The following is a 21,903-nucleotide window of genomic DNA, read 5'->3' on the forward strand; positions in this document are numbered from 1 at the left end:
CGTTAAGCCTTCAAACTTTAAAATTCATAAATTGCAGGCTTTTAAATCATTGGAATGAAAAATATAATTCTCCTTACATCGCTCTTCCTGATGTTATCAATTAGCCTTATCGCACAAGAAAAAGAAAACAAATGGAATGTAGAGAAGCCATTTGGCCCCAGTAAAACTATCAATTTCACTACAGACGAAGGTACTTACATGAATTTAGACGTTAGTGCAGATGGGAAAATGATTGTATTTGACTTATTGGGAGATATTTACAAAATGCCTATTACGGGTGGAAAAGCCACCCTACTTTCGGGAGGAATGGCCTTTGAAGTACAGCCTCGGTTCTCGCCAGACGGAAAATACATTTCTTATACCAGCGATAAAGATGGCGCAGATAATATCTGGGTAATGAATACCGACGGTAGCAACCAACGGGCAGTTACTAAAGAAAAATTTAGACTGTTGAATAATGCGGTTTGGACTCCCGACAGCAAATATCTTATTGCCAGAAAGCATTTCACCGCCAGTAGGTCTTTAGGTGCTGGTGAGCTTTGGATGTACCATTTTTCTGGTGGTTTTGAGGGGATACAGCTCACCACAAAAAAGAATGATCAACAGGATTTGGGAGAACCTTGGGTATCACCCGATGGCAGATCGGTATATTTTAGTGAAGATGTTAGTAACGGTCCATATTTTCAATACAACAAAGACCCAAACGGAGAAATTTACGCCATTAAAAAGCTTGATTTAAATACTGGTGTTTTTGAAAAAGTAGCCGGAGGTTCTGGTGGTGCAGTGCGCCCGCAGGTTTCGCCTGATGGTTTGCAGATGGCTTATGTTAAAAGAGATCGTTTAAAATCTGTATTATATGTACAGGATTTAAACACTGGAGAAGAAAAGCCAATGTACACCGAGCTATCAAAAGATCAGCAAGAAACCTGGGCGATATTTGGTATTTATCCAAACTTTAATTGGTTGCCCGATAGCAGAACGATTGTGTTTTACGCCAAGGGAAAGATTAGAAAGGTAGATACCATCACTTTTCTTGCGGAGGAAATTCCTTTTTCGGTAAATGTGAAACAAACCATAACAGAGGCTTTGCATTTTGATCAACCTGTTTTCAAAAATAATTTTGATGTTAAAATGATACGGCACCTCACCACTTCGCCCGATGGCGAAAAAGTGGTTTTTAACGCTGCAGGCTATTTATACATCAAAGATTTGCCAAACGGAGAACCAGTAAGGTTAACGCAGGGCACCGACTGGGAATTTGAACCCAATTTTAGCCCCGATGGAAAATCTTTAGTGTTTACAACTTGGAATGATGAGTTGCGTGGCGCAGTAATGAAATATGATTTTAAAGGTAAAAAACTAAACCCAGTAACTACGGAAAGAGGTCTCTATTACTCCCCAAAGTTTAACCGCAAAGGAGACTTAATTGTTTACAGAAAAGGTAGTGGAAACGAAACATTAGGTTTCTCTTACGGAAAAAACCCAGGTATCTACACCATAGCGCCAGAAAAGGGAACGCCAAAACTCATCATAAACAAAGGAACAAACCCAACCTTTAATAATCAAGACGATCGGATCTTTTATCAATCAGCTGCAAACGGCAAAAAGACTTTTAACAGCTGTGATTTAAACGGAAAGGATGAAAAAACACTTTATAGCTCTACTTACAGCACTAGCTTTATCCCAAGCCCGGATGGGCAATGGCTGGCATTCAACGAGCTATTTAATGTTTACATAACCCCAATGGTTAGCACTGGCGCAACCTTAGAACTGTCATCTGCCAACAAAGCGCTTCCTTTAAAAAAGTTGACAAAAGACGCCGGCACAGACATACATTGGAGTGCAGATAGCAGAATTATACACTGGACTTTAGGTTCCGAATACTTTTCTAAACCTCTAAAAGACGCATTTAGTTTTGTTGTAGATACAGACGACAAGTCGAAAAAAGAACCTGTTGATACCAGTGGAATTAACGTGGGGCTAAAATTGGCAACCGATAAACCCCAAGGCCGAATTGCTTTTAAAGGAGCAAGAATTATAACGATGGATGGCGAGGACGTAATTGAACGCGGTATCATTGTGGTCAACGAGAATAAAATTGAGCAGATTGGGAAAGAAGATGCAATCCAAATTCCTGGAGATGCAATAGTTTACGATGTAACAGGTAAAACAATTATGCCCGGTATTGTAGATGTGCATGCCCATATCCCTACCAGCCCCGATGGGATTTCTCCAAAACAGGACTGGCCTTATTATGTCAATTTAGCTTATGGGGTAACTACCTCGCATGATCCGTCTAGCAATACAGCAATGGTTTTTAGCCAGGCTGAAATGATCAAAGCGGGCCGAATGGTGGGGCCACGGATATATTCAACTGGCACTATTTTATATGGCGCAGACGGCGATTTTAAAGCAGAGATAAACAGTTTAGACGATGCCAGATCTCATCTACGGAGATTAAAAGCTGTTGGCGCTTTCTCGGTAAAATCTTACAATCAACCCCGGCGTGAACAAAGACAACAAATTATACAGGCCGCCAGAGAACTTAATATGGAAGTAGTGCCAGAAGGTGGTTCTACGTTTTTCACCAATATGAGTATGATTGCTGATGGACATACAGGTATAGAACATAATGTACCGGTTTTCCCGCTTTACAAAGACGTAAACACATTTTGGAACGCAAGTAAAACCGGATACACACCCACTCTTATTGTTGCTTACGGCACCCAGTGGGGAGAAAACTATTGGTACGATAGAACAAATGTTTGGGAAAACGAGAAGCTTTTGACATTTACGCCAAAATCGATTATTGATGAACGTAGCAGAAGAAGAACCACAGCCGAATATGGCGATTATGGGCACATTGATGCTTCACGAGCAGTAAATGAACTGGCAAAAGGTGGCACCAAAATTAATTTGGGAAGCCATGGGCAACTACAAGGTTTAGGCGCACATTGGGAACTCTGGATGCTAGCTCAAGGCGGAATGAAACCTATAGACTGTATTAAAGCCGCAACTATTAATGGCGCCGCTTATTTAGGAATGGACAAAGAGATTGGATCGTTAAAACAGGGGAAATTGGCCGATTTAATCGTACTAAATGCCAACCCTTTGGATGATATCAGAAACTCAGAAAAAATACGATACACAATGGTAAACGGGAGATTGTTTGATGTTTCTACCATGAATGAGATTGGAAACAAAGAAAAACCTAGAAATATGTTCTGGTGGCAGTTTAGCAAATCCGAGAATTACATTATCCCGGAAAGCCAGTTGAACTAACTGAATTTATAAAGACGTTGTTTAAAAGCAACGTCTTTTTTGCTTCAGCTGATTTTCCTTAAAAAGAAATAATACCTAAGCTATCCTTCATCATCAACTAATAAGCAATAGATTTAAACAATGTAGCTTATAGCGCTTTGTAAATACAAACTCAGTGACTTTAAACACCTACACAGTCGAATATCCTATCAACAAGAGGTTTCAATTTCAACCGTTTAATTAGCTGTAGTTTTCTTATACTGTCATTTCCATGGCAACAAAAAAAGCCACCTTTAACAAGGTGGCTTCTGTAATTAAATTGAATTGTAATTAGTTAAAGATATATCTTATTCCGAATTGACCCGACCAAGTGGAGTCAAAAGCAGCTTCTTGATAGCCTTTTCCATTTGATGGCGCTCTAAAAGTAAATCCGGCATTGGCTGGATTAGCGTTTGAGACATAAGTAACCAACGTCAAAGCTTGGTTTGAAACAAAGTATGAACGTCCCCAATCTTTATTGATAAGGTTTCCTACGTTAAAAACATCAAACGTTAACTGTAATCTGTTTTTAGTACCTTTTAAAATCGCACCCAAATCTTGAGTTATTCTAGCGTCAAACTGGTGTTGCCAAGGAGTTCCTGCACCATTTCTTTCAGTATATTCCCCTCTAATTGTTTTTAAGTATGGATCAGACTCAATAAATGCATTTAACGCAGTCCATTGATCAGCAGCACTTACTTGAGATGCACCACTACCTAGTGGGAGTAACTTGATCTCGCTTTGGGTCCGTGGAACATAAAACAGATCGTTGCTAAAGTGACCATCGCCGTTTAAATCTCCATTGTATAAATAGGTGAATGGTGTTCCAGAGAAACCTGCGTAAAACACAGAGATTCCAGTTCCGAAAGCCTTATCCTTACCATAGCTAATTTTATAATTTAAAGATCCAACTAACCTGTGCCTTGTCTGGAAAGACGAAGTAGCCAATCGAGGGTTGTTTGGATCATTTACTACCTGAAGGAACTCCCAGTTAGAGAGAGCAGTACTACTTGTACCATCATTTAGAGATTTCGCTTCTGTGTTAGTGTATGCAAAACTTGCAGAAACTCCATTACCGAAATTCTTTTGCAATTGAGCCGTTAAATTATAGGTGTAGCCTTTGCTTGTGTTATCTAACAAAATCGCATTTGTAAAGTTTGTACCGTCGACCTTTGCACCGTAAACTAATCTATTATCCGCATTATTAGAAAGCAGTGGATTTAACCTAGCTGAAGTTGTGTTTGGTGCTAAGTTGATATCAGTATATAAAACGTTATTAATAGTTTTAGAATAAATACCTTCCAAAGTACCTGTTACACCAAAAGGTAATTTAAAATCTAAAGCCAAGTTACTTCTAAACACTTGAGGTATTTTAAAATCTTCAGTGATTAAATTTACTTCTGCTTTGTTAGAACCTGCACCAGCTGATTGTTGATTATTTGCATCTGGCACAAATGTTAAAGGATTTCCGGTAGAAGTTTTTCTATCAACCGTACCAAATAAAACCCCACTGTTACCGTATTGATTAGACAACCAAACGAAAGGAACCCTACCTGTGAAAATTCCGGTTCCACCTCTCAATTGAACACTTCTATCTCCTTTAATATCGTAATTAAAACCTAATCTTGGTGCAAACAATGGTTTACTTTTCGGTGTCATATCCGTTCTATAACCTGGAAAAGAGGTTTCAACCAAAGTATTTCTTAGAGGGGCATCTCCAAATATAGGTAAGTCTACCCTTAAGCCAGCCGTTAATTTTAATCCTGCAAGAACTTCAAAATCATCCTGAGCATAAAACGCTAACTGAGCTGCGCTAAATTCTGCAGCTGGAAGTGGGTCTCCTGCTATTCGAGAGTATGTTGCTCTAACTCTACTAGGTTTCCCTGCTAGATAATCCGCTACACTATTGTAATCCCATCTTCCGTTAGCATTATTAATGAATAAATTTCTGAAAGAAAAGAATTCATTGTGCGTACCAAAAGTAAGGTTATGCTTCCCTAAGTTTAGCTTGAAATTGTCGGTAAATTCAAAAATATCCTGATCTAATTGATTCGCTGTCGAACTTCTTTGAGAACCCAGCTCTGCACTAGAACCCGAAACACCCTCTAAATTAAGTATCGTGATTTGAGGAAACAATCCCCCAGCAATCTCTCTCGCATCTCTTACTCTGGTATATCCTAAAATAAGATTGTTTGACATTCTGTCTGAGATTTTGGTTCTCAATTCCGCAACGCCCACGTGTTGTTTGTTAGTGAATTTATAACCATTGTTACCAAATCTAAAAAATGTACCTGATCTGCTAATGTTATCATCAAAAGCGTCGATATAGTTATATCTGGCAGTTAATTGGTTCTTATCGTTAATATTCCAATCTAACTTTGTAAAAATCTTATCGTTTTCCGTCGCAGCATCGATGCTGGTAAAATTACCTACATCATAGCCGTAAGTCTGTTGCGTGAAATTTGCAATACTTTGAGCTGTAGCTAAAGTCATCGCGGCTCCAGCCTCGCCAGCATTGTTAGACAGCGGTGCTGTTCTTCTACCTAATTCGGCGTTTACAAAGAAGAACAATTTATCTTTCAAAATTGGTCCACCTAATCTAAATCCGTATTGGTTATTAGTAAAAGGAGCAGACTTAGCACCAGTTAAAATGTTTTTACCAGTAGTGTTTTCATTTCTACCAAAAAAATAAACAGAACCCTCTGTAGTATTTGTTCCTGATCTAGTTACCGCATTAATTCCTGCTCCGGTAAAATTACCAGAAGTTACATCGTAAGGTGCAATCACCACTTGAATTTCTTGAATAGCATCAAGCGAAATTGGTTGAGTTCCTGCCGGACCACCTGGGGTTCCGCTTGAAGACAGTCCAAAAACATCATTGTTTACTGCACCGTCTATTGTAATGTTATTGAACTTATTATTTGCGCCACCGAAAGAGTTTCCGTTTGCTTGTGGTGTTAACCTTGTGAAATCTTGAAGAGATCTACTCAAAGTAGGCAAGTTTTCTATTTGCTCTCTTGAAATATTTGTTGCAGCACCTGTTCTTTTGCTGTTTAAAACATTATCGCGAAGTCCAACAACTGTAACGCCTTGAAGTTCTCTGCCTTCATCGGCCAAAGTAACACTCAATACTTCTGCGTTACCTAATTTCAAATTCACATTAGATAACTCATAACCTTTCAAACCAATGAACGAAACCAATATCTTATAAGGGCCGCCAACACGCATATTAGAAATATTAAATCTGCCATCAACGTTAGTAATAGTAGTATAGTTTGTACCCGTTGGCGTATGGACTGCCTTTACCGTTGCTCCTGGCAAAACATCACCTTTTGCATCTTTAACCAAACCACCTAAACTACTAGTGGTAACCTGTGCAAACACCGTAAACGTTGTTAATAACAACGTCATTAGTGAGAGTGCTAATTTTTTACGTAATTTTTGTCTCATATTTTAGTTATTTTAGTTCCTACAAAGGTCTCAACTATTCCTTACATATTACTGCCTCAGTATATTAAATAATTATAAACATTGTAACTTTTATACACCATCGGCAGTTTTTATTATGCTATAACACTCGCAACAACTATTGAATACAAACTTGACGAGTATCTTTTTTTTAAAATCTTAAAATGTTTAGATTTGCCCCACACAAAAACGACAATTCAATTTTTTGATATGAATTATGATTTAATAGTTATTGGCAGCGGCCCGGGTGGTTATGTTGCTGCAATCAGAGCCGCACAATTAGGATTAAAAACTGCTATCGTAGAAAAAGAATCTTTGGGTGGTATATGCTTAAACTGGGGCTGTATCCCAACAAAAGCATTGCTAAAAAGTGCTCAGGTTTTCGAATACATCAACCACGCTGCCGACTATGGAATTAATGTAGGTGAAGCTTCTGCAGATTTTGACGCTGTTGTTAAAAGGAGTAGAAGTGTTGCTGATGGCATGAGCAAAGGAATTCAGTTTTTGATGAAGAAAAACAAAATTGATGTTATCAATGGTTTCGGAAAAATTAAAGCTGGTGGTAAAGTTGAAGTAAAAGCTACAGACGGAACTACTAAAGAATATACTGCAACAAGCACTATTTTAGCTACTGGTGGACGCTCACGCGAATTGCCCCACATCAAACAAGATGGCAAAAAAGTAATTGGCTACCGCGAAGCAATGACTTTGCCTAAGCAACCCAAAAGCCTAATTGTAATGGGTTCTGGCGCTATCGGTGTTGAGTTTGCTTATTTCTATGCAACTATGGGCACTAAGGTAACCATCGTAGAGTTTATGGATAACATTGTTCCGGTTGAGGATGAAGATGTATCAAAACAACTAAATCGTTCTTTCAAAAAAGTAGGTATCGATATTTTAACCAAATCATCTGTTGAAAAAATTGATGCAAGTGGAGATCTTTGCAAAGTAACTGTTAAAACAGAAGCTGGGGAAAAGGTTTTAGAAGCCGAAATCGTTTTATCTGCCGTAGGTTATACCCCAAATTTAGAAGGTATTGGCTTAGAAGAAGTAGGAGTAAAAGTAGATAAAGGCCGCGTGGTTACAGACGATTTCTACAAAACAAATATAAACGGAGTATATGCAATCGGCGATATTGTTGCTGGTCAGGCTTTAGCCCACGTAGCATCTGCCGAAGGAATTATCTGTGTTGAAAAAATTGCTGGTCACCACCCAGAGCCGTTAAATTATGGTAACATTCCAGGCTGTACTTATTGCTCCCCAGAAATTGCCTCTGTTGGTATGACAGAGAAAAAAGCAAAAGAAGCAGGTTACGAGCTTAAAATTGGTAAGTTTCCATTCTCAGCGTCCGGTAAAGCAAGTGCTTCTGGCGCAAAAGACGGTTTTGTAAAACTAATTTTTGATGCTAAATACGGCGAACTTTTAGGCGCACACATGATTGGCAACAACGTTACCGAAATGATTGCCGAACTGGTAGTTGCCCGCAAATTGGAAACTACGGGGATGGAATTGATTAAAGCTGTACACCCACACCCAACCATGAGCGAAGCCGTAATGGAAGCTGCTGCTGATGCTTACGGAGAGGTGATACATTTGTAGTTGGTTAGTTAGTTAGTTAGTTAGTTAGTTAGTTAGTTAGTTCGGTGGTTAGTTAGTTAGTTAGTTCGGTGGTTTGTTTGTTAGGTGGTTAGGCTTTACGAAGTCGGATAAAACACCTCAATAATTATTTTTTAACTTGGGCATTTTAACACGCTATCCACTCATACGCCCTCAGGCATTAGCCACATGGCCGGTATCCGTTGCTATCGTTAATGCAAATTCCAGCTAAAAATAAAAATCAGACTTGCGAAAACTAAACATCGCAAGTCTTTTTTTTTAACTTGGTTTATGAGAAACTCCCACACCGTCATGTCGAACGAAGTGAGATATCTCGCAAGCAAAGTAGCCATGCGCTCTGAATACCTACTTGTGAGATGTTTCGTTTCACTCAACATGACGGCGTGTTTATCGTACCCCTAATTTTTTGCAATTGTTAAAACTGAGTTAAAGTAAACACTAATACCGAATGCACCAACGACTTAACTAGCCATTACGCAAATCCTAACGACTAATGAACCACTTAACTATTTACCATTCAGCAAATCCTAACAACCTAACCACCTAAAAACCTAACCAACTAAAACCTAACCACCTAAAATCATGAAACTCCACGCAATAAATACCGGCTTTTTTAAATTAGATGGTGGCGCTATGTTTGGCGTTGTGCCCAAAGTTATTTGGCAAAAAACCAATCCCGCAGATGAAAACAACCTTTGTACGTGGGCTTTACGCTGTTTGTTAATTGAAGATGAAGGTCGGTTGATTCTAATAGACACTGGCATCGGCGATAAGCAGGACGAGAAATTTTTCAAGCATTATTATCTGCATGGCGATGATACTTTAGAAAAATCATTAGCTAGTTTAGGTTTTACCAAAGATGATATTACGGATGTCTTTTTAACCCATCTCCATTTTGATCACGTGGGTGGTGCAGTAATCCGCGAAAATGGAGAGCTAAAACCAGCTTTCAAAAATGCAACTTACTGGAGTAACAAACAACATTGGGACTGGGCGGTAAATCCGAATGCTAGGGAAAAAGCATCCTTTTTAAAAGAAAACATTTTACCCATTCAAGAAAGCGGGCAATTAAAATTTATTGAAGCGATAGATGGCATCCAGTTCAGTAAGAATATCAAAGTTAGGTTCGCTTACGGACATACTGACGCCATGATGCTTCCGCAGATTGATTACAAAGGTAAAACGTGGGTCTATATGGCAGACCTTTTGCCATCAATCGGTCATATCCCCCTACCCTATGTCATGTCGTATGATATGTTCCCGATAAAGACTTTAAACGAAAAATCTGTCTTTTTAAAGGAAGCAACGGAAAACAACTATATTCTTATTTTAGAGCATGACCCAATACATGAATGCTGCACTTTACAATCAACAGAAAAAGGGATAAGATTAGATAAAACATTTGCAATTGCCAGTATCTAAGGAGGTACCGTTTTAAATCACAACAGGGGTAAACAAATATTCCACTATTCTCAATCTCTTTTTTGGTTGCGATAGTTTATCACCCCAACCAATTTCTCCATACGAAACTAGGGTTGAGTTTATTTTTTTGTAAATTTTGTCATGATTGGCTGGTTAAAGTCATGATTTGAAAACTTAATGTTTAAACATTGTTAAATGACGCAACAATATGCTGACAACCTTTCAATGGCTTGATTTTTGTAGGGTGACACCCGAATTGTTGTACAAAAATAAAATCAAATAATCCCAACATTTTCATACAATTAACGTTAAATGATACAAAGTTTCTTAACTTTGCAGACTTTTAGTTTTAAGAATAGCGCAATTAATTAGTTTAAATGAGACAACTCAAGATTACTCAATCCATCACCAACCGTGAATCACAGTCGTTAGACAAATACCTTCACGAAATTGGCAAGGTTGATCTAATTACCGCCGAAGAGGAAGTTATCCTGGCACAAAAAATCAGAGAAGGTGATCAAGCCGCTCTTGAACGTTTGACTAAAACAAATTTACGTTTCGTTGTTTCCGTAGCAAAACAATACCAAAATCAAGGCCTTACCTTGGGCGATTTAATCAATGAAGGTAACTTAGGCTTAATCAAAGCCGCAAAAAGATTTGATGAAACCAAAGGTTTCAAATTCATTTCCTATGCTGTTTGGTGGATTCGCCAATCAATTTTACAAGCCATCGCGGAACAATCACGTATCGTACGTTTGCCGCTAAACCAAGTAGGTTCTTTAAGTAAAATTAGTAAAGCTTTCTCCAGACTAGAGCAGGAATTTGAAAGAGAACCATCTCCAGAAGAACTGGCAGACACTTTAGAAACCACTGTTGAGAAAATCTCAGACACATTGAGTAACTCTGGCCGTCACGTTTCTATGGATGCTCCTTTTGTACAGGGAGAAGAAAACACATTGTTAGATGTTTTGGAAAATGATAATCCAAACACCGACAGTAATCTAATCGACGAGTCTTTATCAGAAGAAATCAAGCGTTCTTTATCTACTTTAACAGAAAGAGAAAGAGAAATTATCGTTTTATTCTTCGGATTAAGCACTAATCATCCACTTTCATTAGAAGAAATTGGAGAAAAATTCAACTTAACCCGCGAACGTGTTCGTCAGATTAAAGACAAAGCATTACAAAGGTTGCGTCACACATCAAGAAGTAAAATTTTGAAATCCTATTTGGGTTAATAAAATACAACCTCTACAAAAAAGCATTCATCATTTGATGGATGCTTTTTTTGTTTTCCAAGCATGTAGTATAACCTGAGTTTTGGGTCTTGTCGAACGGGAATTCCATCACTAATGCCTTTTCAACACAACCTCGCCTGCCCTCACCCCGGGCATCGGCATTTATTTTTTTCATTATTTGTTTATTTCTTTGTTCGGCATTCAAGAGTGCTTCGCAATTTTTTCAGCAAAAAAGTAAACAAAACCCGAGCGGAGCGAACACATGAAAGCCAATAAAAAAACAATAAACTAAATGAATAAACCCTCGACTACGCCCTTTGCTACGAAGCAAGTACTTTTACGCTCTTCATCTGTACTGCAAAGTTCTAAGGTCGAAGAATAAGGTCCACTTCAGGCTGTGCTTGGGCTAGAGTGATTGAAAACAGACTTAATTTGCATTACTTTGGCGTATTTTATTACAAATAAACTGATAATCAATTGATTGCATACAAAATTCACGTTAGCATATCGAAACAGCACACTGAAAACATCATTGTTGGGTTAAAAATCTTACGGCTTATAATTTGATTATTGAGCCAGAACAAGCTAGCATCGTTAATTATATCTTTTATCTTTGCTGATTAGGAATTGAAAAACATGGCATCAGATATCAACATCAGAAACAAAAAAGCAAGGTTCGAATACAACCTTTTAGAAACTTTTGTTGCTGGAATAAAGTTATTAGGGACAGAGATTAAGTCTATCAGAGAAGGAAAAGCCAACATCAGTGATTCCTTTTGCACTTTCATCAATAACGAACTCTACATCAGAAACCTACATATATCTGAATACTCCCACGGTTCTTTTTACAACCACGAAGCAAAAAGAGACCGAAAACTGCTCCTCACAAAAAAAGAGATCAAAAAGCTATTGATCAAAGGCGAAGATAAAGGCTTAACCATAATCCCTTTGAAGATATTTATCAGCGACAGGGGTTTCGCCAAAATGGAAATCGCTTTAGCACAAGGTAAAAAAGCTTTTGATAAACGTGATTCTTTAAAAGAACGTGACGTTAAAAGAGAAATGGATAAAGCGATGAAGAATTTTTAGTTATAGAAAGCCTCACCCCCCAACCCCCTCTCCGAAGGAGAGGGGGAGCAAAGGATGTGCATAGTGGCTATTTTTTCATTGGGTTATTAATAAGTTCATTAGTCATTACCGTTAGCAGGTAACTCCCTCTCCTTCGGAGAGGGTTGGGGTGAGGCCTCCTACCAAGCCTGATCGCCTAGCAAAGGAACAAACCTAAAGGTATCGAGTACAATTTTGTCGAAATCATTTTCTCCCACCCTAATTACCGTCACCATTTTCTGTTCTTTCTCATCGCCTACCGGAATTACCAATATACCACCAATCTTAAGCTGGCGAAGCAATACCTGTGGAACCAAAGGTGCACCAGCAGTTACAATAATTTTATCATAGGGTGCATGATCTGCTATACCTTTAGAACCGTCGCCTAAAAAGAAATTTGGCTTATAGCCAAGATGTGGCAAAACCTGAATAGTTCTGTTAAACAGCTTCTCTTGGCGTTCAATCGTGTAAACTTTAGCACCCAACTCTAACAAAACACAGGTTTGATAGCCACAGCCTGTTCCTATTTCCAAAATCTTATCACCTTTTTGAATATGAAGGAGTTCTGTTTGATAGGCAACGGTGTACGGATTTGAAATTGTTTGCCCCTCTCCAATCGGAAAGGCTTTATCCAAGTACGCTTGAGCCCAAAAAGTTTCATCGAAGAAATAATGACGTTTTACATTCCCTATCGCTTCAAGTACTTTTTTATCAGAAATACCTTTTTTCTGTAATTCAAGCACCAGTTTTTTCCTCGCTCCTCTTTCCCTGTAATTGTCAATATATTTGTAAGCCATTTAAGTACAAAAGTATAATCTCTAACCGATATTTGGCGTATTTTATTAGTTTTACATCCAATAACACCCATACTTATTGAATAACAGACCATTAATTTTAATGATAAAAAAAACAACACTCAGTTACATAGTTTTGAATGTGGCGGGAAGTCTTTTTTTTATTTATTTAGCCCTAAGTTTTAAACTTACCCATCCTTTATCTTTTGTAAATTATCTGATTTATTCAACAGCATTAAACTTGCTGTATTTAATGTCTGGTGTTTTTACCGATACTAAAAGAAAATCAAGATATAAAGAGTTGGTTACCACGTTAAATCAATCGCTTATTATTGCCATTGGTTTATTAATCTACAGTTACTTCTTTTATCAGAACAATAGAGTTTCAACTGATGTACCCTATGTTCTTAAAATTGTAGGTCTGCATTTTTTTCTGATGGCTGTACTTAGGCTGGGCTACCTAAGCATCATTAAAAAGCTTATACAAAAGAAAATCATTGGTTTCAATACTTTAATTATCGGCAATAAAGCAAATGCAAAAAACATTATCGACGAAATTAATCAGCAAAAAAAATCACTTGGTTTTAATATCGTCGGCTTCTTTGATATCGATAAAACAACAGTAAGCAATCATCAGCTTAATCTTACCGAACTTGGAAATGGCAGTTCAATACAAAATGTAATTAAAGAAAACCAAATTCAGGAAGTAATTGTTGCTATTGAAACTTCGCAACACCTACTTTTAAAATCCTTATTAGACCAACTAGAGACATGCGAGGTTACAGTACATATTATACCGGATGTGTACGACATCGTTTCTGGCTCAGTAAAAATAAATTATCTTTTCTCTATCCCCTTAATCACCCTACACAAACAATTTATGCCTTTTTGGCAACGCATTGTTAAAACTTTTTTAGATTACTTTTTGAGCATCATTATATTAGTGGCGTTAAGTCCCCTTTATCTTTTAATAGCGCTACTGATAAAATTCACCAGCAACGGATCAATACTTTACTCGCAAGAAAGAATTGGTAAAAACGGTAAACCTTTTAAAATCCATAAATTTAGAACCATGGTGCAAGATGCAGAAGAAAACGGGCCAGCACTTTCTAGCTACGATGATCAACGGATTACCAAAACGGGGCTTATACTACGGAGAGTTAGGTTAGATGAGTTGCCACAGTTTTTTAATGTTTTAAAAGGTGAAATGTCCATTGTTGGCCCCAGGCCAGAAAGGCAATTTTACATCAATCAGATTTTAGAAAAAGCACCCCACTATCATCATTTACAAAAAGTATTACCAGGAATAACCTCTTGGGGGCAAGTAAAGTTTGGCTACGCCGAAAACATAGACCAGATGATCAAACGTTTAACGTTTGATATTATTTATATACAAAACAGATCTCTTGCTTTAGACTTTAAAATAATGGTTTATACAATTGTGATTATTATACAAGGAAGAGGAAAATAATCTCTAATTTTGCAGAAATTCAATCAATGAAAAAGCTATCCTTACTTATTTTTTTATTAGCCTCTGCTGTTACCGGTTTCGCTCAATCTCAAAGCGACTCTAATTATTCGCTAGGATTTAAATTATTATCTGTAGATGAGCAGCCAAAACTACTTAACGAGGTTAGAGACAACGCCACATTTTATACCTCGGGGCTTAACGGCTTAATGCTAAAAATCAATGATAATCAGATTTCTTACCGATTCTCTGCACAAACGTTTAAGAAAACTGATTACACTTTCATAAACGAGTGCTCAAACTGCGAAATTGTTGAAGGCAAGTACAACTCATTAGATTTAAAAATAGGTTTTGAACGTAGCATTTCTTACAGCAGGTTACAGCCTTTTTACGGATTAGATTTAGGTTTCAAAAAAGCGACATTTGATGGGATTTCTACCGACAAAACAAGCTCTACCTTCCGGTATAATGTAAATATAGAAAAGAATGCTATAACTGTAAACCCGTTTATTGGTCTAAAGTTTAATATTATTAGGGCTTTAACGCTTAGCGCAGAAGCTGGTTTTGATTTTATAAAAACCTACGATAAGGAAATAAAAACAACGGATACCAATATGATGATTTCAAGCAATAACTTTGACAGGTGGCAATATAATTCAAGACCTTTGGCCCAACTAAGCTTACAGTTTAATTTCGGCACAGATTAATAAGGATCAACATCAATAACCACAAAAACTCCTTTATTATCTTTTGAGGCTTCAAAAACACTAACCTGCTCTTTCAGCAGGTTTTTTATTTTAATCAAGGATTGGCTTTTCCAGTCGATTTTTATGGTAATGGTTTGGATATAATAATTACGCACTCTTGCCACTAAAGGACTGTGTGGACCTAAAACCATATCACCTAAATGGTGGCGCAACAACTTAGCAAAGCTTTCTGAGATGCGTAGCAATACACCTAAATCTTTATGTTTGATATTGAGCTGTATAATTTTAAAAAATGGCGGATACTTGAACTGTAACCGTTCAATCATTTCCTCCCGATACATCCCTTCATAATCATTATCAACTACCTGCTGTATCACACGGTGCTTGGTATCGTAAGTTTGGATAATAACCTTACCCTGTTTGCTCCGCCTACCTGCCCGTCCCGCAACTTGTGACAACAACTGAAAACTACGCTCATAAGCTCTAAAATCCGGAAACTGAATGATACTATCCGCATTGATGATACCGATAAGCGTAATGTTTTCAAAATCCAAACCCTTCGCAACCATTTGCGTACCAACAAGAATGGATATTTTCCGTTCCTCAAAATCATTTAAAATCACCTGATGGGCGTTTTTATTTCTGGTAGTATCATAATCCATCCGAGCGATACTCACATCTGGCAAAATAACTTTCAGATCATCCTCAATCTTTTCTGTGCCTAAACCTTTGTATTCGATATGTTTTGAAGCACAGGCTGGGCATTCGGTAATATTATCCTCTTTATAACCGCAATAATGGCAGTGCAATTTACCACCCGCTTTATGGTAAGTTAAACTTACATCACAGTTGATACATTTGGGTGTATTTCCACAAGTTTTACAGATGAGTATAGGTACATAGCCTCTCCTGTTCTGAAACAGGATAACCTGTTCTTTTAAAGCAAGAGTCTCGTTTATTTTATCCAGCAAAACGCTGGTAAAGTTTTCTTTGATCAACTTTCTGTTTCGCTCTTCCGATATGCTTACCACTTCTATTTCTGGCATTTTAACGCCTCCATAGCGAGTGCTCAGTTTTACTAAGCCATATTTCTCATTTAAAGCATTAAAATAAGTTTCTAAAGATGGCGTGGCAGAGCCTAATAAAACCTTAGCATGGGTTATATTGGCCAGCACAATTGCGGCATCTCGGGCATGGTACCTTGGCGCTGGTTCAAACTGCTTAAAACTGGCTTCATGCTCTTCATCAATAATGATAAATCCCAAATCAGCGAAAGGCAAAAACACAGCAGACCTTGCTCCTAATACAATCTTGACTTCCTTATTTAAAACTTTTTGCCAGATCTCTGCCCGTTCATTATCGTTGAATTTACTATGGTAAACAATAATCTGATCTTTAAAATAAACCTTTAAACGGTCGATCATCTGCCCGGTCAACGCAATCTCCGGAAGCAGATATAAAATCTGTTTATCTTTAGCAAGGTACGCTTCAATAAGTCGGATATATATCTGCGTTTTACCCGCAGAAGTTACGCCGTGAAGCAAAACAACGGGTTTCTCCTCAAAAGACAAGTTGAGCTCGGTTAAGGCTTGCTGTTGTTCATCACTCAAAGTAAAATCAGAAATAACCGCTAAATCTTCTGAAGAAAATCTGCTGATTATTTTTCGATCAATTAAAAAAACGCCCTTATCTACCAAAGTTTTTAATATTGCTGAACTAACGCCAGAAGCTTCCATCAATTCGGCTTTTTTAACTTCTGATTGATCTTTGGACAGTTTTAAAAATGCAAGCAAGGCATCAACTTGTTTTGGTGCTTTCTCTAATTCATTAAAAAGATATTTTAGATTTTCTTTATCCTGATAGTTTTCATGTAAACTAACAATCGCTATTTTTTTGGGCTGAAATTTTTCTTCAATCTCTTCCAAAATAAAAACCACCTTTTTATCCAACAGTGATTTCAGAATTGGAAAAACAGATTTTTGGGCAAGAATTTTGGTGATTTCTGTAATGCTAAGCTCTTGTTTAAGCTCCAAGGCATCCAAAATCAAAAACTCCCTATCGTTCAGTAAATTTTTATCAAAAGTATGTTGAGGGTTTAACACCACACGGGTTTCACTGGCCAGTTTCAACGCTGATGGTAAAGCGGCAGCCATAACTTCGCCCAAGGTGCACAAATAATAATCAGAAAGCCAGCGCCATAACTGCAATTGCGCATTAGTCACAATCGGGTTCTCGTCTAAAATATCTAAAAGATATTTCGCCTCATATTTGATAGGTGCTTTGGTGCCGATTGCAAAAATTATAGCGGTATAAATTTTACTTTTCCCGAATTGCACCACCACTCGTCTGCCCTTTTCTACACGCTCATTAAGGTGTTTTGGAACACGGTAAGTATAAGTCCCCGGAATTGCCAACGGCAGCACAACCTCAACAAATAGGGTTTGTTGAAATTCATCATCAACCTCAAAATCTAACATCTACTTATCTTTTATAGCCGCAAGCAATAAACCTATCCATCCAAAAATGAATAGCAAACCACCAAAAGGAGTTACTGGACCTATAAATTTTGTATTTATAGCAAGTACATCTTTTAACGCTATCAGATAAAGTGACCCAGAAAAAAAGATGATCCCAAAAATGAAACAATAGGACGAAATATTGATGAGGCTATTCTTAAATCTGGCAAAAGTTGATAAAAAAAGCAAGGCCAAAGTGTGGAAAAAGTGATATTGTACCGCAGTATGCCAAGTTTCTAGCTGGCTTGCAGAAATCATACTTTTAACCACGTGAGCTCCAAAAGCCCCTAAAATGACTGCTAGAACGCCAAAAATCGCTGCTGTAATAATTATTCTCTTATTCATTTCGTTGTGATGGTTCTGCTAATTTAATAAAGATGAAAGCAATTTCCAGCCTTTGCGGTAAAAATCTATTTTTGTAGCTTAGGATTTTGTGAAATGAAGAAGATAATTATAATAATAAGTGCACTTTGCTTAGGAATTTTAGCCGTTACCTGGCTGTATTTTAAAAAAATAAATTCATCAAATATATCGAACGAACAAATTTTCAATGTTATACCTAATGATGCTTCCATCATATTCGAATATAAAAACGAAGCTTATTTTTACGATATATTTAAAGATTTTATGCTTTTCGATGATATTTTAGGTAAAAATAACCTCACTCACCTAAAAGTACTTAAGCAGATTTTTGTAGATGACGCAGCCATTAGCGAAGCGTTTACACAAAGCGACCTGTTTTTTTCTATACACCCAACCGGACAATACCTTGCAGACCTATTAATTGTTGCACCAATTGCCAACCAAAATGCAAGTGAAGCAGAAATTTTGCAGATCCTAAAAACAAAATACAAGATCAGTCAAAATCCAGAAAAAGAAAACACCATTTACCAATTGGCTTTTAGCAATAAGTCTGCATTTAGTTTTTTTGTTTACAAAAATTTAGTGGTTGGTAGTTTTGAAGAGAAACTGGTTAAAAAAAGCATTGCACAGATTGAAAAAGGTACAGAGAACACAAGCTTTAATGTTGATTTTAGTGCACAAAGAAATAAAAACTCTATTGCCAACCTTTACCTAAACTTTTCAAAAATTCGTGACTTCGCCAATCATTTTTCGGCCCGGAAAAACCCTTACGAAACCTACTTTCTAAAATCGTTTGATGCATCTGCATCCTTAAATATCAACTATCAGAAAAATGCTTTTATGTTTAGTGGAATCACCAACCCAAATCTAAAAGCAAAAAACTACTTTAACTTATTTTTAGACCAGCAACCTGGCGTAATAACCTTGGCTAAGCGCTTACCTTTAGACGTAGCTAATTACGCTTTGTATTATGTATCGGACTATAAAAAGTTCAAAGACGGATTAAAAGAACTATTAATCTATCAAAAAGAATTTGAGGGGTTGAATACCCAGATTTCAAATATTTCCATTAAACATGCCATTAACCTGGACAAAGAAATTATCCCCGTATTTGGTAAAGAGTTTGGCGTTTTCCAGCTTGCATCTGGAGATAATATTGGGATTATCAAAACTACAAATACCAACCGTCTGTCGTTTTTGTTATCTACAATAAGTTCTGAAGTATCTGCCGATATTAGACATTTTGACGATTCTTTTATCTTATACAACTACTTTGGAGATCCGTTTAAACAATTTAAACGACCTTATTACACCACCATCGAAAATCATTTAATCGTGGCAAATAGTACTGTTGCTTTAACTCGATTTGTAGCGAACTATAAGGCACAAAGGTTAATCGGTTTAACAGATAAAAATATTGATTTCCAGCAATACTTATCGAATCAAGGAAACATATTCTATTTTATCCATAACGGTAACTCAAAAGCTATTTTCCGCTCTTTTTTAAGCAAGCCCGCCTACAAAGATTTTAGAAGTGATAATTTTAACTGGAAAGATCTTTACGGTTTTGCAATTCAATTTAGTGCAGATAAGGATAAATTTTACACCAATCTTTATATGAACCATACGCCAGAGCGTGAGGAGCTTTTACCACAAATTGACAGCACCGCATTGAAATTTTAATTTATCACCTAAAAATTTCAATCTTCCGGATTAATACGATAAATTTAGGGATGAAGAAAATAACTGGTTTGATTATCGTTTTTCTTTCTCCTTTACTCCTATTTTCCCAAAATATTTCGCTTAACCACAGCGGCACCCAGTATGATAGTTTTGAAAATCCCGTTCAGCAGAGTTTTGAAAAGGATTTCAGTAGAAAATACGCTGTTACTTTATTACCTCATTTAAATGGATTTTTAAGCTTTAAAGGCGACGAAGAAAAATCATTTAAAAAATTCCTTTTTACAAGAGTGGTTTCTGAAAGCAGTTTTACTGATTTGGGTAACGCAAAAATAAACCAACTTAACCTAAATTCTAATATTTACTTGGTTAATTACCGCATTTTTAAAACCCGAAATTACAATAGAGAGTTGGGTTTTTCTTTACAACTAAGAGAAGAAGGTTTAGCCAATATTACAAACGAAATCATCTCGTTTATTGATGATTATAGAAAATTTTCAAAGACAACTTACCAAAACCCGTTCAACGGTAACGGATACAATCAAACTTATTGGCAACTTGGCTTGACATACCGAGAAAACTACGATAAACGTTGGGCATTTGGCGGTAAATTAAGCTTGCTGAACGGCTTAACTTACAATAAAGCAAATGTATATGCTTCTCAACTTACCGTCAACCAAAACGGCTCGTACAACGCCAGCGTTACGGGCAATTATATTTCCAGCTTTGGCTTTAACAGCTTATCATTAACAAAATTGCTCCCTAATTTGAAGAATATAGGTGTGGCAGCAAGTTTAGCAACATCTTATCAAACACCATCCGGTTTTTATTTCACCGTAAACCTAAAGGATATGGGTTTTATACATTGGGGAAAAAGCACTTCTAAATATAGCTTTAATACCAATACAACCATACTAAATCCATCTGGTAATAATGCTATATCGCAAGTATTAGATCCTATAATCGCAGACTCAAAGGCCCACGAAATAAACAAGCCTTTCAATAGTAAAATAGACACCAAAATAGAATTTGCAGCATCAAAACAGTTTGGTTTTTATAAACCTGTATTCATATTTTCGAAAAGCACTTTTAACCCGCAAGGGCAAATTGCGGTGGTCAATAACTTCCAGAAAAACAGTTTTGTATTTAGTTTAAGTCCCATTTACGATTTACAAAGCAAACTCAACTTAGGCTCCCAAATAATGGTAAAATCGTCTAATATGGAATTTTACACGGGTAGCGAACAGGTTTTCCCAACTTACTATTTAGCTAAATCTTACCTCACCAAAAATGAGAATATTGGAAAAAGCAATCCCAGAGCAAGTTTTTACATCGGCATAAACGTGAAGTTTGGTCCCAAAATGCAAAATATCGGAACTGCTGAAGAAATACCCGGTTTAAATGATAAAGAAACGGGCTACGTTGTAAGGTTAAGCAAAAAGGAACGTAAAAAACTTCAGAAGAAGAATAAGCAAATCGATAAAAATTGGAATAAAAATAACAAGAGAAACCGCAGACGTTAATCTTTCTTTTTCCCAGCTATAAATTCTTTTAGATAAAAAGGCTCAAAATAAGCCACATCAACAAAATCTTTATTTTCGAATTTTTCTAGGGCTGGCAAAGTAAGATCTTTTGCAGAATTTTGATAATCGCCCATTACCCTTGCGTTCAAGTGCAAGCCAAGCATTTCTTCGCATTTTTCAGCACCATCTCCAAAGAAATACACAATGTGGTTATTCAACACGTCATTAAAGCTAGTTTCATCTATAATTTTAGCTTCCGTATGCAGTATCACATTCAAATTATCGTCAAAAACACTACAGTAAACTTCCATCCTACGAGCATCAATCATTGGACAAAAAAGGGTGTTTGCCTGTACAGAAAAGCACTTGCTTTTAAAACCACTTGTCATGGCTTGTAAAGTATTGATGGCGATCAAAGGGATATCAAGTGCATAACACAGACCTTTAGCAGTGGACACCCCAATTCTTAAACCTGTGTAAGAACCAGGCCCCATACTCACCGCAATGGCGTCCAAATCTTTAAAGGATTTATTGCTCTGCTTTAAAACCTCTTCAATAAACAAAGTAATATTTGATGCGTGAATATTTCTATCCGTTTTTTCGATAACGTTTAGCAATTCGCCGTTTTGGGCAAGTGCAACAGAACAAGTTTGTGTAGCCGTTTCTATTTGAAGTATTAAAGACATTTTATGATGATATA

Annotated in this window: 14 protein-coding genes; 9 read left to right on the top strand and 5 right to left on the bottom strand. The window is 37.0% G+C overall.

The features are described from left to right. The first annotated feature begins 54 nt into the window (after positions 1-54). Complete coding sequence (locus tag B176_RS0109695) at positions 55-3,282, top strand: amidohydrolase family protein (RefSeq protein ID WP_026063255.1); 3,228 nt, start codon at positions 55-57, stop codon at positions 3,280-3,282. A gap of 309 nt (positions 3,283-3,591) precedes the next feature. Here B176_RS0109695 and B176_RS0109700 read toward each other — a convergent pair whose 3' ends face one another. Then, positions 3,592-6,750, bottom strand: a complete 3,159-nt coding sequence (locus tag B176_RS0109700) for a TonB-dependent receptor (RefSeq protein ID WP_017258610.1) — start codon at positions 6,748-6,750, stop codon at positions 3,592-3,594. 228 nt (positions 6,751-6,978) lie between these two features. Here B176_RS0109700 and lpdA point away from each other — a divergent pair, with 228 nt between their 5' ends. The 4 genes from lpdA to smpB all read left to right on the top strand — a co-directional run bounded on the left by lpdA (position 6,979) and on the right by smpB (position 12,134). Further along, on the top strand, positions 6,979-8,367 hold the full coding sequence (lpdA, locus tag B176_RS0109705; RefSeq protein ID WP_017258611.1) for a dihydrolipoyl dehydrogenase: 1,389 nt from the start codon (positions 6,979-6,981) through the stop codon (positions 8,365-8,367). 600 nt (positions 8,368-8,967) lie between these two features. Next, positions 8,968-9,807: an MBL fold metallo-hydrolase gene (locus B176_RS0109710; RefSeq protein ID WP_017258612.1), complete on the top strand. Its 840-nt coding sequence runs from the start codon at positions 8,968-8,970 to the stop codon at positions 9,805-9,807. A 377-nt stretch (positions 9,808-10,184) separates the two neighbouring features. Beyond that, positions 10,185-11,045, top strand: coding sequence for a sigma-70 family RNA polymerase sigma factor (locus tag B176_RS0109715; protein ID WP_017258613.1), 861 nt, complete (start codon positions 10,185-10,187; stop codon positions 11,043-11,045). 636 nt (positions 11,046-11,681) lie between these two features. Next, complete coding sequence (gene smpB, locus B176_RS0109725; RefSeq protein WP_017258615.1) at positions 11,682-12,134, top strand: SsrA-binding protein SmpB; 453 nt, start codon at positions 11,682-11,684, stop codon at positions 12,132-12,134. Between the two features lie 158 nt (positions 12,135-12,292). On the opposite strand, the gene B176_RS0109730 is transcribed toward smpB, so the two are convergent. Continuing rightward, complete coding sequence (locus B176_RS0109730) at positions 12,293-12,949, bottom strand: protein-L-isoaspartate(D-aspartate) O-methyltransferase (RefSeq protein WP_017258616.1); 657 nt, start codon at positions 12,947-12,949, stop codon at positions 12,293-12,295. 100 nt (positions 12,950-13,049) lie between these two features. On the opposite strand from B176_RS0109730, the gene B176_RS0109735 reads away from it, so the two are divergent. After that, a complete protein-coding gene (locus B176_RS0109735; RefSeq protein WP_154647942.1) occupies positions 13,050-14,417 on the top strand; it encodes a sugar transferase in 1,368 nt (455 codons plus the stop codon). A gap of 26 nt (positions 14,418-14,443) precedes the next feature. Further along, complete coding sequence (locus B176_RS0109740; RefSeq protein WP_017258618.1) at positions 14,444-15,121, top strand: hypothetical protein; 678 nt, start codon at positions 14,444-14,446, stop codon at positions 15,119-15,121. Here the strand turns inward: B176_RS0109740 and priA are convergent. Beyond that, positions 15,118-17,598, bottom strand: a complete 2,481-nt coding sequence (gene priA / locus B176_RS0109745; RefSeq protein ID WP_017258619.1) for a replication restart helicase PriA — start codon at positions 17,596-17,598, stop codon at positions 15,118-15,120. The genes B176_RS0109740 and priA overlap by 4 nt on opposite strands. Next, complete coding sequence (locus tag B176_RS0109750) at positions 17,599-17,982, bottom strand: DUF423 domain-containing protein (protein WP_017258620.1); 384 nt, start codon at positions 17,980-17,982, stop codon at positions 17,599-17,601. A 93-nt stretch (positions 17,983-18,075) separates the two neighbouring features. On the opposite strand from B176_RS0109750, the gene B176_RS0109755 reads away from it, so the two are divergent. After that, the gene (locus tag B176_RS0109755) at positions 18,076-19,683 is read left to right on the top strand and encodes a hypothetical protein (RefSeq protein ID WP_017258621.1); all 1,608 of its coding nucleotides are present in this window, start codon (positions 18,076-18,078) and stop codon (positions 19,681-19,683) included. 50 nt (positions 19,684-19,733) lie between these two features. Continuing rightward, positions 19,734-21,203, top strand: coding sequence for a DUF5723 family protein (locus B176_RS0109760; protein ID WP_017258622.1), 1,470 nt, complete (start codon positions 19,734-19,736; stop codon positions 21,201-21,203). On the opposite strand, the gene tsaB is transcribed toward B176_RS0109760, so the two are convergent. Further along, entirely contained in the window at positions 21,200-21,889 is a 690-nt protein-coding gene (tsaB, locus tag B176_RS0109765; RefSeq protein WP_017258623.1) for a tRNA (adenosine(37)-N6)-threonylcarbamoyltransferase complex dimerization subunit type 1 TsaB, read from the bottom strand. The two genes, B176_RS0109760 and tsaB, sit on opposite strands and share 4 nt — an antisense overlap. Between the last annotated feature and the right edge of the window lie 14 nt (positions 21,890-21,903).

Origin of the sequence: Pedobacter arcticus A12 (assembly GCF_000302595.1) — a bacterium.
Lineage (GTDB): Bacteria > Bacteroidota > Bacteroidia > Sphingobacteriales > Sphingobacteriaceae > Pseudopedobacter > Pseudopedobacter arcticus.

Bases quoted from the DNA above. Each gene is read 5' to 3' on its own strand.
- B176_RS0109735 (WP_154647942.1), top strand. From the start codon at position 13,050: ATGATAAAAAAAACAACACTCAGTTACATAGTTTTGAATGTGGCGGGA.
- priA (WP_017258619.1), bottom strand. From the start codon at position 17,598: ATGTTAGATTTTGAGGTTGATGATGAATTTCAACAAACCCTATTTGTT.
- B176_RS0109700 (WP_017258610.1), bottom strand. From the start codon at position 6,750: ATGAGACAAAAATTACGTAAAAAATTAGCACTCTCACTAATGACGTTG.
- smpB (WP_017258615.1), top strand. From the start codon at position 11,682: ATGGCATCAGATATCAACATCAGAAACAAAAAAGCAAGGTTCGAATAC.
- B176_RS0109715 (WP_017258613.1), top strand. From the start codon at position 10,185: ATGAGACAACTCAAGATTACTCAATCCATCACCAACCGTGAATCACAG.
- B176_RS0109755 (WP_017258621.1), top strand. From the start codon at position 18,076: ATGAAGAAGATAATTATAATAATAAGTGCACTTTGCTTAGGAATTTTA.
- B176_RS0109760 (WP_017258622.1), top strand. From the start codon at position 19,734: ATGAAGAAAATAACTGGTTTGATTATCGTTTTTCTTTCTCCTTTACTC.
- B176_RS0109750 (WP_017258620.1), bottom strand. From the start codon at position 17,982: ATGAATAAGAGAATAATTATTACAGCAGCGATTTTTGGCGTTCTAGCA.
- B176_RS0109710 (WP_017258612.1), top strand. From the start codon at position 8,968: ATGAAACTCCACGCAATAAATACCGGCTTTTTTAAATTAGATGGTGGC.
- B176_RS0109730 (WP_017258616.1), bottom strand. From the start codon at position 12,949: ATGGCTTACAAATATATTGACAATTACAGGGAAAGAGGAGCGAGGAAA.
- B176_RS0109695 (WP_026063255.1), top strand. From the start codon at position 55: ATGAAAAATATAATTCTCCTTACATCGCTCTTCCTGATGTTATCAATT.
- tsaB (WP_017258623.1), bottom strand. From the start codon at position 21,889: ATGTCTTTAATACTTCAAATAGAAACGGCTACACAAACTTGTTCTGTT.
- B176_RS0109740 (WP_017258618.1), top strand. From the start codon at position 14,444: ATGAAAAAGCTATCCTTACTTATTTTTTTATTAGCCTCTGCTGTTACC.
- lpdA (WP_017258611.1), top strand. From the start codon at position 6,979: ATGAATTATGATTTAATAGTTATTGGCAGCGGCCCGGGTGGTTATGTT.